General features: G+C 75.6%; 9 protein-coding genes and 2 pseudogenes. 2 read left to right on the top strand and 9 right to left on the bottom strand.

Features of this window, described 5'->3' with window-relative positions:
- Positions 1–4: 4 nt before the first annotated feature.
- The 7 genes and pseudogenes from pheA to VSR01_RS19425 form a co-directional block, all read right to left on the bottom strand.
- Positions 5–932, bottom strand: a pseudogene (gene pheA / locus VSR01_RS19455) (prephenate dehydratase).
- Positions 933–979: 47 nt separating this feature from the next.
- A pseudogene (gene efeB / locus VSR01_RS19450) lies at positions 980–2,193 on the bottom strand (iron uptake transporter deferrochelatase/peroxidase subunit).
- 155 nt (positions 2,194–2,348) lie between these two features.
- Positions 2,349–4,703 (bottom strand): copper resistance CopC/CopD family protein, encoded by a 2,355-nt coding sequence (locus tag VSR01_RS19445; RefSeq protein WP_326450472.1) that lies wholly within the window; start codon positions 4,701–4,703, stop codon positions 2,349–2,351.
- 7 nt (positions 4,704–4,710) lie between these two features.
- A complete protein-coding gene (locus VSR01_RS19440; RefSeq protein ID WP_326450471.1) occupies positions 4,711–5,250 on the bottom strand; it encodes a copper chaperone PCu(A)C in 540 nt (179 codons plus the stop codon).
- Entirely contained in the window at positions 5,247–5,912 is a 666-nt protein-coding gene (locus VSR01_RS19435; RefSeq protein WP_326450470.1) for an SCO family protein, read from the bottom strand. Before VSR01_RS19435 ends, VSR01_RS19440 begins: the two co-directional genes overlap by 4 nt.
- Positions 5,913–6,084: 172 nt before the next feature.
- Positions 6,085–6,906: a YcnI family copper-binding membrane protein gene (locus tag VSR01_RS19430; protein WP_326450469.1), complete on the bottom strand. Its 822-nt coding sequence runs from the start codon at positions 6,904–6,906 to the stop codon at positions 6,085–6,087.
- Positions 6,907–7,235: 329 nt separating this feature from the next.
- Positions 7,236–8,180, bottom strand: coding sequence for a hypothetical protein (locus VSR01_RS19425; protein ID WP_326450468.1), 945 nt, complete (start codon positions 8,178–8,180; stop codon positions 7,236–7,238).
- A gap of 266 nt (positions 8,181–8,446) precedes the next feature.
- Here VSR01_RS19425 and VSR01_RS19420 point away from each other — a divergent pair, with 266 nt between their 5' ends.
- Positions 8,447–8,890, top strand: a complete 444-nt coding sequence (locus VSR01_RS19420) for an ATP-binding protein (RefSeq protein ID WP_326450467.1) — start codon at positions 8,447–8,449, stop codon at positions 8,888–8,890.
- A 136-nt stretch (positions 8,891–9,026) separates the two neighbouring features.
- Here the strand turns inward: VSR01_RS19420 and VSR01_RS19415 are convergent, their stop codons facing one another.
- A complete protein-coding gene (locus VSR01_RS19415) occupies positions 9,027–10,583 on the bottom strand; it encodes an aminopeptidase P family protein (protein ID WP_326450466.1) in 1,557 nt (518 codons plus the stop codon).
- A 216-nt stretch (positions 10,584–10,799) separates the two neighbouring features.
- Positions 10,800–12,248 (bottom strand): PP2C family protein-serine/threonine phosphatase, encoded by a 1,449-nt coding sequence (locus VSR01_RS19410; RefSeq protein ID WP_442785687.1) that lies wholly within the window; start codon positions 12,246–12,248, stop codon positions 10,800–10,802.
- Between the two features lie 960 nt (positions 12,249–13,208).
- Here VSR01_RS19410 and VSR01_RS19405 point away from each other — a divergent pair.
- A complete protein-coding gene (locus VSR01_RS19405) occupies positions 13,209–14,072 on the top strand; it encodes a bifunctional DNA primase/polymerase (protein WP_326450465.1) in 864 nt (287 codons plus the stop codon).
- Positions 14,073–14,221 lie beyond the last annotated feature (149 nt).

Raw genomic sequence — 14,221 nt, 5'->3', positions numbered from 1 at the left:
TAACTCAGGCGCGGCCGTCGAGCGCCCTGTTCAGCCAGTCCACGGCCTCGGTGAACGCGTCGTCCGTCGCGCCCCGCGCCACCGACGGCGGCTGCTCGTCGGCCCGGGGATACGAACCGAGGAATCGTACGTTCAGACAACGCCGCCGCAACCCCATCAGCGTCTCGCCGACCCGCCGGTCGCTCAGGTGCCCCTCGCAGTCCACCGAGAAGCAGTACTGGCCGAGCCCCTGGCCGGTCGGGCGGGACTCGATCCGCATCAGGTTCACCCCGCGGATCGCGAACTCCTGGAGCAGGTCGAGCAGCGCGCCCGGGTGGTCGTCGCGCAGCCAGAAGACCGCGGAGGTCTTGTCGGCGCCGGTCGGCGCGGCCAGCCGGCGCCAGGCCCACCAGCACGAAGCGCGTGGTGGCGTTCTGCGCGTCGTGGATGTCGGTGGCCAGCGGCTCCAGACCGTAGGTGGGCGCCGCGAACTCGCCGGCGAACGCACCGTCGAAGCGCCCCTCCTGGACCAGCCGCGCGCCGTCGGCGTTGGAGGCGGCCGACTCCCACAGCGCGTCCGGCAGGTGCTCGGCCATCCAGTTGCGCACCTGGACCTGCGCGGCCGGGTGCCCGGTGACCGTCTTGACGTCGGCGAGGGTGGTGCCCGGCCGCACCAGCAGCGCGAACGCGATCGGCAGCAGCACCTCGCGGTAGATCATCAGCGGCTCGCCGAAGGCCAGCTGGTCGAGGGTCGCGGTGATGCCGCCCTCGACGGAGTTCTCGATCGGCACCAGCGCGCCGCCGGCCTCGCCCTTGCGCACCGCGTCCAGCGCGGCCGGCACCGACACCATCGGCGTCAGCTCGCGCGTCGCCGCCTCGGGCAGCGTGCGCAGCGCCGCCTCGGTGAACGTGCCCTCAGGTCCCAGATACGTGTAGCGACTCGCCGGAGACATACGGTCAGCCTAACGGTCCGCCCGCCGCCGCCCGTACGCGCGCCGCCTCACCCCTCCAGCAGCCGCTGCCCCACGTACTCGCCGGGACCCGCGCCGCCCGGGACCGCGAACAGGCCGCTGGCCTCGTGCCGCAGGAAGCGCGAGAGCCCGTCGCCGCCGTCGAGCTTGCGCTGCACCGGCACGAACCCGCGCATCGGGTCGGCCTGCCAGGCGACGAAGAGCAGCCCCGCGTCCGGCGTCCCGTCCGAACCGATCCCGTCGTGGTACGAGAACGCGCGCCGCAGCATCGCCGCGCCGCCGTTGGAGGCGGCGGCCGCGACCCTGATGTGCGCGTCGCCGGCGATCGCCAGCGACCCGTCCGGGTTGAACTTCTCCAGGTCGACCGGCGTCGTCTCGGTCCCGCCGGACAGCGGGGCGCCGTCGGACTTGCGCCGCCCGATCACCTTCTCCTGCCGCTCCACCGACAGGTGGTCCCAGGAGTCCAGCAGCATCCTGATCCGCCGGAACACCGCGTACGAGCCGCCGGCCATCCAGGCCGGCGAGCCGTTCGCCGGCACGAACACCTTGGCGGCGAAGTCCGGCTGGTCCGGGCGCGGGTTGTTGGTGCCGTCGATCTGGCCCATCAGGTTGCGCACGGTCCGCGGCCTCGACGTCGCGCCCGGCGTCCGGTTGAAGCCGTTCATCTGCCAGCGGACGGTGGCGGTGTCCCGCGCGGCCTTCTGGATCACCCGCAGCGCGTGGAAGGCCACCAGCGCGTCGTCCGCGCCGACCTGCACGAACAGGTCGCCGTCGCTGCGCCCCCGGTCCAGCGCGTCGGCCGGGAAGTCCGGCAGCGGCGCGAGCGCCTCGGGGAGCTGCGCGGTCAGGCCGGTACGCGCGAAGAAGCTGCGTCCGAAGCCGAAGGTGACGGTCAGCGAGGAGGGCCCGGCGTCGTCGGCCACCTGGTCGTCGTACGGCGAGGGGGTGGCCGCCGGCCGGGCCGGGTCATCTCCCGCACCGCGTCGGACCAGCGGCGCAGCAGCGCGGCGGCCGACCGGCGGTCGGCGCCGGACGCCAGGTCGAAGGCCACGAGGTGGCCGCGGGCCTGCGCGGGGTCGGCGATGCCCGCCTGGTGCACCCCCTCGAACGGGATGTGCGCGGCGCCGACGCTGGTCAGCGGGGTCGGCCGGTCCTGCGCGGCGACCGCGATCCCGGCGCCCGCGCCGCCGCCGACGACCAGCCCGGCCGCGCCCGCGCCGCCGAGCAGCAGCCGCCGCGTCACCCCGCGCCGGCCGGCCGTGCGCTCCTCCCCGCCGGCGGCGCCGGTGCCGGTGCCGGTACTTGTGCCTGTGCCAGTGCCGGCGCTTGTGCCTGTGCCTGTGCCGGTGCCGCCCGACGTGCCGTTCTCGTTCGCCTTGTCGTTGTCGTGCACGGTGCTCACGGTGCGACCTTCATGTTCCTGTACTCCGTCACCTCGTCGATGTCCGAGGTGCGGACGGTTACGGACATCTGCCAGGTGCCGGCCAGCGGGAGCCGGACGGCGGAGGCGGACCAGTCGCCGGCCGCGGTGCGGCGCAGCGTCACCGGGATGGGACCGAGGTGCTGGGCGGTCAGCGTGAACGCCATCCGTACCTCGGGCGCGTCGACGGGCTTCTGGTCCGGGCCGGTCAGCACCACCCGCACGTCGTTCGCCGCGCCGGCGCTCGCCGGGGTCAGCGTGACGGCCGCGGTGCCCTTGCCGCCGGGGCCGCCGGTGTCGTACGGGATGCTGAGCGACTGCGGCGCGGGGGCGGTGGTGGCGGGCGCGGACCCGCCCGACGCACCCGCCGACCCCGACGAAGAGGAGGACGGCGCGTCCGGCAGCGCCTTCTGCTCCTCGGCGGCGCGGCCGGGCTGCGAGCCGGACAGCATCGTGGTCACGCCGAGCAGTACCACGGCGATGCCCGCCTCGGCCAGCACCGAGCGGCGCAGCGCACCGCGCGCCGGGTCCGCGCCGAGCGCCTTGCGCGCCCGCGCGGCGCTGCGCGCGGCCTGCTGGCGCCGCAACTGCGCGGCCCGCGCGGGGTCGTCGCCGCCCGCGGCGTCTCGGCCCGCAACGTCGGCGCTCGCGGAGCCTCGGCCCGCGGCGTCTGCGCTCACGGAGGAGGCCGAGGAGCCCGCCGCACCGCCCTTTGCGCCGCCCTTCGCGCCGCCCGCGTCCGCGTCGCCGCCGGTCCCGGCCGCGGCACCTGCCCCCGCGTCCGCGCCGACGCCCGCCCCCGCCGCCGCTTTCGCGCCGCTCGCGGAGGAGCCCGCGGACGCTCCCGGGGACGCCGGGGACGCCGGGGACGTCGCGGTTCCCGCGGACTTCGCAGCCCCCGCGGACGCGGAGGACGCCGAGGTCTTCGCGGCCCCCGTCGCCCGCGCCCCCGTCGCCCCCGCCCCCGCCCCCGCCTGCGCCGGCCTGCCCAGCGCCGCGGTCCACCGCCGCGAGAACCACGCGACGACCACCAGCGCGCACACCAGCCCGATCTTGATCAGCAGCAGCTTGCCGTAGTGCGTGTCGGTGAACGCGCCCCAACTGCCCATCTGCCGCCACGCCTGGTAGATCCCGGTGCCGATCAGCAGGGTGACGGCGGTCAGCGCGAGCGCGGAGAAGCGGCGTATCGCGAACGCGGGCACCGGGCGGCCGGCGAGCGAGGGCGCCCACAGCGCGGTCAGCAGCGCGACCAGACCGCCCAGCCAGACCGCCATGGACAGCAGGTGGACGATGTCGACCGGCATCGCCACCTGGTGCTGGATGCCGACCGAGGCGTGCTCGGCCATCGCCCAGGTCGCCGCGATGCCCACCGCGACCACGGTGCCGCCGATGCCGAGCCCCCAGGCGAGGTCCGCGCGCTCCTCGGGGTCCTCGCGCTTGGCGTAGCTGCCGAAGAGCACCGCGAGGAAGACCGCGGCGGCGGCGAGCAGCAGCAGCCGGGACAGCAGCGCCGCGCCCGGCCGGGTCTCCAACTGGTCCCTGATGACGTCCAGATCGACCATCTGGCCGGGGCCGCCGCCGCTGACGTAGGGCCCGCGCAGCATGATCAGCGCGATGGTCGCCAGCACCATCGCCACCCAGCCGGTCGCCGCGAGCATCTGCAGCGGGCGCAGCAGCGCGCCGCGCGGCCAGCACACGCCGAGGAACACCGAGACGCCGACCAGCAGCGCGAAGCCGCCGTAGGCGACGTACCGCCCGATCCCGTAGAGGTCGCCCGCCGGGCCGCCGCCGCCGGTGAGCGAGGTCGGGTCGACGGTGGTCTTGGACGGCGCGCCGACGGAGAAGGTGAACGCGCCGGCCACCGGATGGCTGTCCTGCGAGATGGCCCGCCAGGCGACGGTGTACGTGCCGTCGGCCAGCCCCGGGCGCAGGGTGACGGTCGAGGTCGCGCCGGAGTCCGGGCCGTCCGCGTGGCCGGGCGTGCCCGTCGCGACGTTCGTGCCGTGCGGGTCGAGCACGCGCAGCGAGTCGTCGGAGAGCAGCACGCCCTCGGAGAAGGTCAGTACCACCCGTTGCGGCGCCGTCTTCACGACCGACCCGTCGGCCGGATCGGTGCGGATCAGCGCCGCGTGCGCGGACGCGGGCGCCGCGGTGCCGAGCAGCAGCCCGAGCAGCAGCACCGCGAGCGCGACGGCCCTGCCGCGGGCGGACCGCGGCGACCACCGCGACACCGCTTCGCGGTGGCCCCGCGACGCCTCGCGGTGGCCCCGCGACGGCTGCGCCCGGGACGCCCGCGCCGCCGGCTTCTGGGACGGGTACGACCGTGGGTTCATCTTCGACTCAGCCCTTCGGGGTGTACGTCGTCGGGCGCACCGGCACGGTGACCGACAGCGTGGCGGGCGTGGCATGGGCGAAGTGCAGGACGAGCGTGACCTTGTCGCCGACGGCCGGCCGGCGCGCCAGGTTCTCCAGCATGAGGTGGTTGCCGCCGGTGCCGAGCCGCAGGCTGCCGCCCGCGGGGACGGTGAACGACGACACCTGCCGCATGGTCGTGCCGACCGTGGTGTGCAGGGTGACGTGCTCGGCCAGCGGCGTGGTCACCGAGGTGAGCCGGGCCGCGCCGCCGTTGGTGCTGGTCACCGTGAAGTACGCGGCGGCCATGTCGGTCAGCAGCGGCTGGGGGATGTAGCCGCCGCTGACCGTCAGGTGCGCGGGCCGCCCGGCGTCGGCGGCGTCGGCCGCCGCCCGCGGGCCCGCGCCCGCCCACGACGACCCGGCATCGGAGCCGCAGCCGGCCAGCAGCACGGCGCAGGTGGCGGCGACGGCGACGGCGCCGGCCGCGCCGCCGGTCAGCGCGAGGGTCGCGGTGTGCCGCCTCACGGGGTCTGGCTCCTGATCAGCCGCGGCAGGTCGTGCTGGTACTGCGCGGCCGTGGTCCCCGACAGGTACAGCACGTGCGCCTTGTCGTCCTTGGGCCAGAACGCCAGCACCTCGGCGCCGTGCTGCACGGTGACGCTGCCGTCCTTCTCCTTCACCGGCGGCGAGATGCCGACGCCGACCGACCGGGCGGCGGCCTGGATGGTCGCGAACTTCCCCGTCAGGCCGATGAAGCTCTTGTCCATCGCGCCCAGCCAGGCGTTCAGCCGCGCCGGGGTGTCGCGCTCGGGGTCGGAGCTGACGAAGACCACCCGCAGCGCCGCCTGGTCGGCGGCGGACAGCTTGGACTTGGCGAGGGCGATGTCGCTCATGGTGGTCGGACAGACGTCGGGGCAGTGGGTGTAGCCGAAGTAGAGCAGCACCGGGTGGCCCGCGGTCTGCTTCACCAGGTCGTACGGCTTGCCGTGGTTGTCGGTCAGCACGAGGTTCGGCTTGGCGAACGGCGTGTCCAGCACGGTGCCGGCCTGCTGGGCGGCGGCGGAGACCTCCGCCGCGGCGTTGCCGGCGTCGGAGCCGCCGCCGGAGCCGTCGGAGCCACAGCCGGCCAGCGCCAGCGCGCAGGCGGCGGTCAGCGCGACGGCGCCGAGCTTGAAGGTGGTGCGCATGAAGGTGGTCCTCTTCGGGTGGTTCCGTACGTGGTGCGTCGTCATCGGTGGCGGGGTGCGGTGGCGGTGCGGTGGCGGTGCGGTCGCGGTCGGGCGACCGCACCGCCACGCGAACGGCAGATCAGAACGGCAGATCAGAACAGCGGGTCAGGCGAGCACGTCGGCCGACACGTCAGGCGGACGCGCCGTCCGAGCCGCCCGCCGCGCCCGCCCCGCCGTTCCTGCGCCGCCCGGCGAGCACGCCGAAGCCGACGCCGATCGCGCCGACGACGATGCCCGCGATGCCCAGGCCCCGGGCGGTGCCGTCGCTGCTGTCGCCGGACGCCTTCTCGGTGGCCGCGCCCTTGGAGGTGTCGGAGGCCGGGGCCGCGGCCGGGCTGCCGGTCGGCGCGGGCGCGCCGCCCTCGTCCGCGGCGGCGGTCAGCTTCAGCGTCGGCGCGGGGTGGTCGGGCTCGGGCTGGCCCGCCTGGGCGAGGTCGATCCAGCGCACGATGTCGCCGTTGCTGTACGTCTGCAGGGCCTTGAAGGACAGCGCGTCCGCGTCGTCGGGCAGCGGCCCGAAGGAGACCGGGAACTGCTGGAACTGCCCCGGCTCGATCTTCCCGCCGCTCCAGGTGATCTTGGTGACCGCCTCGGTCACCGTGCCGTCGTCCGTCTTCAGCGGCGTGGTCAGCTTCGACTTGGTGATCTGCGCGGTCCACCCGGGCACCGGCTGGATGGACACCGAGGCGATCGGGTGGTCGGCGGGCAGGTTCACCTCCAGCTTGACCGTGGAGGCGCTGTCCTCCTCGTTGGGGACCTTGAAGGCAACGGTGCTGTAGCTGCCCTTGGGCGCCGTGTTCGGCTGGACGGTGACGTGCGCGAAGGCCGGCACGGCGGCCAGCAGGACCGCGGAGCCGGCGAGGGCCGCGACGGTCGCGGCCCGTCCGGTCAGCCGCGGGGCGCGGGAGGTGAGGGATCGGCTGGTCGTGCCGGGCGTACGGAAGCTGCTCATGGCAGAGGTCGTCTCCACGTGAGGGGCGGATGGGGCACAGGCGAGCCGCCCACGGGACACACCGGCCGCCGACGCGTCCTCGCGTCGCCGTTCGCGTCGCCGTTCGCGTCGCCGTTCGCGTCGCCGTTCGCGTCGTCGTTCGCGTCGCCGTCCCGGCGCCGGGCCGGAGCGCGGCGAACCGCGTACGGGATCGGCGTACGGACCGCGTACGGGATCGGCGTACGGCCCGCGTACGGCATCCGCGGACGGACCGCGTACGGCTTCGGTGTGCTGTGGGCGCGGGCGCGGCGGGACCGCGGGCCGCCCCACCCGGGAGGGCGGGAGGCGCGTCAGACCGCCGCGAGCCCCGCCGGTGGCCCGCGCCGGGCCAGGCTGTGCCGGAGCAGGACCGTGCGCGGCCGCCGCGCGCGGCCGAGTGCGCCGTACCTGCGGGCTTGCCGCAGCCGCGTGCCGGGCGCCGTCCCCGCGAGCGCGGCCAGCAGCGCGAAGGCGCGGCGCAGCGCGGCGGGGGAGAGCGCGGCCAGCCCGGCCGCGCCGCGCACCGACAGCCGCAGCAGCCGCCACAGCGCCGCCTCGCCGCGCCGCAGCAGCCAGCCCGCCACCACCGCGGCGAGCAGGTGCCCGAGCAGCATCGGCAGCGAGAACATCGTCACGAACGCGGTGAGGCCCGCGGCCGGCGCGTGGGCCAGGCCCGTCGTGCCGCCGCCGGCGCCGCCCATGCCGGGCATGCCCGCCATCGCGGTCGGCACGCCGCCGTGCGTGTCCGCCGCGTACGGGTGGCCGGCCGCGGCGGTGCGGGCGAGCGACAGCGGGTCGAGGCCGGCCCGCGCGAGGACGGCCTGCGCGGCCGTCGGGGTGGGCGCCGCGTGTCCCGCGCCGCCGCACAGCAGCCGCGCGGCGAGCGACGTCAGCCCGTTGTCGGCGCCCGCGGCGCCCGCGGCGCGCGAGGCCGCCGCCTGCCCGCACATCTGGCCGGTGCTGAAGACCGCGTGCAGTGCCAGCTCGCCGGCGGCCAGCAGCCCCGCGATGCCCGGCAGGGTGCGCTCCCGGCCGGCCAGGGGAGCGGTGAAGGCGAACACCGCGAGCCATCCCAGCACCAGCGACCACGCCGGGACCGGGCGCGCCGAGGCGAGCGTGTGTCCCGCGCCGGCCAGCACGACGCAGGCCGCGGCGAACAGCGCGGCCCTGAGCAGCCGCACGCCCGCGCCCGCGCGGCGCACGGCGGCGCGGTCTGCGGGAACGGCGGCATCGGCGCCATCAGCGACAGGGGACATGACGGCCGTCAGTGTCTCACCACGCGCCACACCGGGGAACAGCGGGTGTCCGGCTCGCGCCGGTGTGCGGCAGTTCGAGCAGGACGCCCACCAGGAACGAATGCGCAGAAAGGGGCGAATCGCCCCGCGTTCATGCCGTCGCATACACCGACGCGTCCGCTCCCCGCATCGGCCGAACGAGCGGTATCACGCCAACACCGCGCTTAGGAAGTGGTCTTCGCGGCAATACGTATCCGTATGTCGAGCCGCAGCCAGGAGGCTGGAGCATGAGCATCTGGTGGTCACTCCATTTGCGGCGCGAGGCTGCGAGCGTTCCGCTGGCGCGGAGGCTCCTGCTGGGGACCATGGAGACCGTCGGGGTCGACCCCGACATCTCCTTCGATCTCTCGGTGGCCCTCTCCGAGGCCTGTGCGAACGCCGTGGAACACGCCGATTCCGCCGCGGGGTACAGCGTCACCGCACACATCGACGGCGACCACTGCCGTATCGAGGTGGCCGACTCCGGGCCCGGACTTCCCCGCGACCGCGTCCTGCGCACGGCCCGGCCGCTGACCCGAAGGGGCCGGCAGGCCGAGCACGGACGCGGACTCTTCCTGATCGAAGCGCTGGTGGACCACGTCCACTTCGACGACCGGCCGGGCCACGGCACCGTCGTCGCCTTCGACAAGGTCCTGAAGTGGCGCGACGACGCGCTGCTCAAGGCGTCGTAGCGCCGCTTCCCTTCGCCCCTGGGACCGCCCTGGGGCCCCTGGGGCCCCCTGGGACCACCCTGGGACCACCCTGGCTCCGCCTACCGGCCGCCCGGCCGCCGGCCGCCCTCGGACCCTTCGCCCTCCCGGCGCCGCGTCAGCCGCGCAGCGCCGCCATCCACGACTCGACCTCGTCCGCCTGCCGCGGCAGGCCGGCGGAGAGGTTCCGGTTGCCGTCCGCGGTCACGAGGATGTCGTCCTCGATACGCACGCCGATCCCGCGGTACTCCTCGGGCACCGTCAGGTCGTCGGTCTGGAAGTACAGCCCCGGCTCCACGGTGAGCACCATGCCGGGCTCCAGCGTGCAGTCCACGTACGCCTCGGTGCGCGCGTGCGCGCAGTCGTGCACGTCCAGGCCGAGCATGTGGCCGGTGCCGTGCAGCGTCCAGCGGCGCTGCAGGCCGAGTTCGAGCACCCGCTCCACCGGGCCCTCCAACAGCCCCCACGCGACCAGGCGCTCGGCCAGCACCCGCTGCGCCGCGTCGTGGAAGTCGCGGTAGGCCGCGCCCGGCTTGACCGCGTCGATGCCGGCCTGCTGCGCGTCGTACACCGCGTCGTAGATCATGCGCTGGAGCGGGGTGTAGCGACCGCTGATCGGCAGGGTGCGCGTCACGTCGGCGGTGTAGAGGGTGGTGGTCTCCACGCCGGCGTCCAGCAGCAGCAGTTCGCCGGAGCGGACCGGGCCGTCGTTGCGCTCCCAGTGCAGGGTGGTGGCGTGCGGGCCCGCGGCGCAGATGGAGTTGTAGCCGACGTCGTTGCCCTCGACGCGGGCGCGCAGGAAAAACGTCCCGTCGATGTACCGCTCCGAGGTGGCCTCCGCCCGGTCCAGGACCTTCACCACGTCCTCGAAGCCGCGCACGGTGGACTCGCACGCCTTCTCCAGCTCGCCGATCTCGAACTCGTCCTTGACCAGGCGCAGCTCGGACAGGAACACCGTCAACTCGGCGTCGCGCTCGGCGGTCACCTTGTCGGTGAGCGCCGCCTCGACGCCGGCGTCGTGGCCGCGCACCACGCGGACCGGGCCGGTGGCCTCGCGCAGCAGGTCGGCGACCTCGCGGACGTCGCGGCAGGGCAGCCCGAGCAGCTGCTCGGCCTCGGTGAGGCTGGTGCGCCGGCCGACCCACAGCTCGCCCTGGCCGGACAGCCAGAACTCGCCGTTCTCCCGGTCCGAACGCGGCAGCAGGTAGGCGACGGCCTCGTGGCCGCCGTCGGCGAGGGGTTCGAGGACCAGCACGGCGTCCTCGGTCTGGTCGCCGGTGAGGTGGACGTACTCGGTGGCGGCGCGGAAGAGGTAGTTCGTGTCGTTGGAGCGGGTGCGCAGGTTGCCCGCGGGGACCACGATGCGCTCGCCGGGGAAGCGCGCGGAGAGCGCGGCGCGGCGGGCGGCGGTCTGCGCGGCCTGCGGGATCGGCTCCAGGCCGTGCCGCTCGGTGTCGGCCCAGCCGGTCTTCATGGCGGCGGCCAGCTCGTCGGAGACCGCGGGGTAGAGGCCGTTCTTGCGCTGCTTGACGGGCGGCTTGTCGGCGTCGCCCTGCTCGCCGGACCGCTCCCGCGCGTCCTCGGCCGCGCTCGGGGCCGCGTCCCCGGCCGCGCCTTCGGCCGCGTCCCCGGCCCGCTGCTCCTCGACGGCCTGCTGGCCCTCGGCCTCCGCCACGTCCTGCCTCCTCGCGTATGAACCTTTCGTCCCATCGTATGTGCGGGGCGGGGGAGGGACGACGGCGCGGGCGGGTCAGGGGCCGGGGCCGGGGAGGGGCGGTTCGGGGGCACGCGGCCTGGGGACGGCGGCCGGGTGCACGCGGCCGGGTGCACCCGGCTGGGCGGGCGGCGCCCGTCGGCCGTGCCGGGGCGGCGCCCGGCGCCTTCGCCGCGCTCAGTCGAAGCGCGCCACCAGCAGCACCAGGTCCTCCGCGCCGTCCGTCGCGTCGAGGCCGTCCGGCAGCACCGCGTCGACCACGTGGTCGGCCAGCCGCTCCGGGTCCTCGCGGACCGCGCGCGGCGCTCCCTGGGCCGCCGCGTGCAGCCGTGCGAACGCGCGGTCGGTGGACTCCCCGGTACGGTGCAGCAGCCCGTCGGTGTAGAGCAGCAGGCTCTCGCCGGGGCGCGCGATCAGCTCCACGCTGGGCGCCTCCCAGCAGCTCAGCATGTTCAGCGGCGCGGACAGCGACGTCTCGACGTACTCGCAGCGCCGGTCGCCGACCAGCAGCGGCGGGCAGTGGCCGGCCCCGGCGAGCGTCACCCTCCGGCCGTGGTCGCCGCCCGCGCTCCCGCCCGCGCCGACGACCGCCCCGCCGCTCGGGCCGCCGCCTCCGCCGGCCGGCACGGGGGCCGAGGTGTACGCGAAGAGCGCCGTGGCCGCGCGGGCCGGCTCGGTGAGCCGCAACAGCAGCTCCAGGTCGGAGAGCACCGCGACCGGGTCCTCGCCCTCCATCACCGCGTACGCCCGCAGCGACGCGCGCAGCCGGCCCATCGCGGCCACCGCGCCCGGCCCCGCGCCGGTGACCCCGCCGACCGCGAGGCCGAGCGCGCCCTCGGGCAGCGGCAGCGCGTCGAACCAGTCGCCGCCGCCCCGCGGTCCCGTCGCGTGCCGCACCGCCATCCGCACGCCGGGCACCCGCGGCAGCCGGGCCGGCAGCAGCTCGGCGGTGAGGGCCGCGGCGGCGCGCTCGGCGCGGGCCAGGCCCAGACAGCGGGCCAGGTGCTCGGCGGCGTGCCGCAGATAGAGCCCGACCAGCCGGCGCCGGGCCTCGGCGGGCTCGGCCGGCTCGTCGTAGAACCACACCGCGGTGCCGAGCCGGCCGTCGGTCTCCGAGGCGAGCCGCAGCGCGTAGGCCGCGCCGATGCCGAGCTGCGCGGCGACCTCGCGGTGCCGGGCGCCGAGCGCGGCGTCGTGGAGCAGGTCGCGGTGCACGGACTCGCAAGCCGCGTCCTCGGCTCCGCCCGCGCCCGTCTCGCCCGCGCCCGTCCCGGCCGCACCCGCCCCGCCTACGCCCGTCTCGCCCGCACCCGTCTCGCCCGCTCGGACCCGGCCCGCTTCGGTCCCGCCCGCGCCGGTCCCGCCCGTGTCGTAGCGGACGGTCTCCAGCGCGCCGAGGTCGTGGTGGCGCAGACCGAGGCCGACGGTCAGGTCGGGGCCGAGGCCGTCGGCCGGGGCGAGCGTGATCGCGCCGCGGTGCGCGCCGACCAGCGTCGCGCCGGCCTGCAGCACCTCGTGCAGCACGTCGTCGAGGACGGAGGTACGGCCCAGCCGCTCGGTCAGCTCGTGCAGCAGCGACAGGTCGCAGACCCAGGAGGCGAGCCGGTCCTGCACGGCCGGCGCGATCGCCGCGCCGCCGCCCGGTCCGCTCGCGGCGGCGGAGCCGGACGGCGCCGAATGGGCGGAAGCAGTGAGGGAAGTGGAAGCAGCGGGCGCAGAAAGGGGAGGGGCGGGAGAGATGTCGGGGCCCGGAGCCGGGGGACCGGCGTCCGGCGGTCCCTCCGCCGGACGCGGAACGCCCCTGGCGTCCGGCGGGGTCGGACCCTGCGGAGCGGTGCTCGCGGCGACGGCGGCGATCGCGGCCGCCGGACCCGCGCCGCAGGTCGGTGCCACGGGCGCGCCGACGGACCCGGCGGCCGGTCCGGAGACCGGTGCCGCCTGCGCGGCGTCAGTTTCCGCCTGTACGGGAGGAGGCGGCTCTGTTCCGGCCACTTTTCTGAGGTGGGCGGGAGTCATGGCCGGGAACTTCCGGCCAGCGACCGGTAGGTGGGGCAATCAGCGCTTTTCGTCCGCTGTGAGCGGAGCATCTGCATGAATAGCATCGCAAACCCCCATGTCGTGCTGCGCCGCTACCAAGGAACCCACTTCTACACGCACGGCCATGGGGTGTCCAGGATTGTCCCGGTACCGGAAAAGGTGTCGGAGTCTTGCGGCATCCGGTGCCCACCCCGTACGTTGGCCGAAAAGCGATACCCCCGCTTCATGCGCGCTGTCGACTGATCCCAGCCAACAGCGCGTCATATTGCGGGTGATGGGTAGGAACCCGGAGTCCGGTTGCAGCGTCGTAGTACGTGAACAGGTGACGGCCGACCCAGCGCCGAGTGGTGAGGGGTGCTGCGCCCGCAGGAGCCGTGGACATGGTTCCTGACCAGGGCTTGAGTGCAACGAGCGCCACACGAGCGCCACCCTCCGCCATGTTCCACGCTCGGCTGGCAGCGTGATGTGCTGCCTCGTACGCGGTGTGCTCCACAGTTACGTTGTGTCATGGGCAGATCCCTGGGCGTTAACGGAAAGGAACGAGCGCTGATGCGCGAGATCCTCGGAAGGCGACGCAAGATCTCAGGCCGGCGGAAGGCGCGTACCGCGGTGCGGGATGCCGCGCTGGCGTACGCCGGTCAGTGGAATTGGCGCGTGGTGCCGGGCGTCGGGTTCGACCCCCGTCGCATCGGCCGGCGCCCGTTGTCCGTGCGCGGCGGGCTCTCGGCGCTCTCCGGGCAGTCCGCGCGGCAGCCCGGCGGGCCGGCCCGCGAACAGCCGCCGGCGTGCGCGTGTCCGCGTCCCAACTGCCCGGTGCCGGGCGGCCATCCGCTCGATCCGGGCCTGCTCGCCGCGACCCGCGACCCGCGGATGGTCGGCTGGTGGTGGTCCCGTACGCCCGACGCGCCGATCGTGCTGGCCACCGGCGACGGCGTGTCCGCGGCCAGCCTGCCGGCGGTGGCGGGCGAGCGCGCCCTGTCGGTGATCGAGCACCTCGGCATCCGGCTCGGCCCGGTCATCGCCACGCCGACCCGGTACGTCTTCCTGGTCGCGCCCTACTCCCTGGACGAACTCGGCGAACTCCTCGACAGCCAGGAGTGGGTGCCCACCTCGCTGCGCTACCACGGCGACGGGGGCTATGTGCCGCTGCCGCCCTCCGGTCCGGCCGGCGGCGCGGAGGACGCGCCGGGAGCGCCGGGCGAGCCGTACTGGGTGCGCGAGCCGATGCCCTCGGGGGACGGCGCGGGCGGCGCGGCCGACGGGGAGGACACCGAGGGCGCCGGCGGCGCGGTGGTCCGCGCGGGCGGCGTCGACGAGGACGGACTGCTGTGGCTGCCGCGGATCGGCACGCTCGTCGACGCGCTGGTCCGGGCCGGCCGCACCGCGCCGGACATCGACCGGCTGCGTTACTGAGTCGCTCTCGCGTTCCGCCCGTCCTCGCTCTTCGCGCGAGCTCGCCCGTCCAGTACGTCCAGAAGTCCTCCACTCGTCGTCCACGTTCCACGCCTGACCGCCGCCGGGGCCGCGTCGCCGCCTCCGGCGGCTTTCGGCTGTTCGGGCTG

The organism is Actinacidiphila sp. DG2A-62 (assembly GCF_035825295.1).
GTDB lineage: Bacteria > Actinomycetota > Actinomycetes > Streptomycetales > Streptomycetaceae > Actinacidiphila.
Note: the sequence above shows the minus strand (reverse complement) of the source record. Positions and strands in the feature narration are given on the sequence as shown.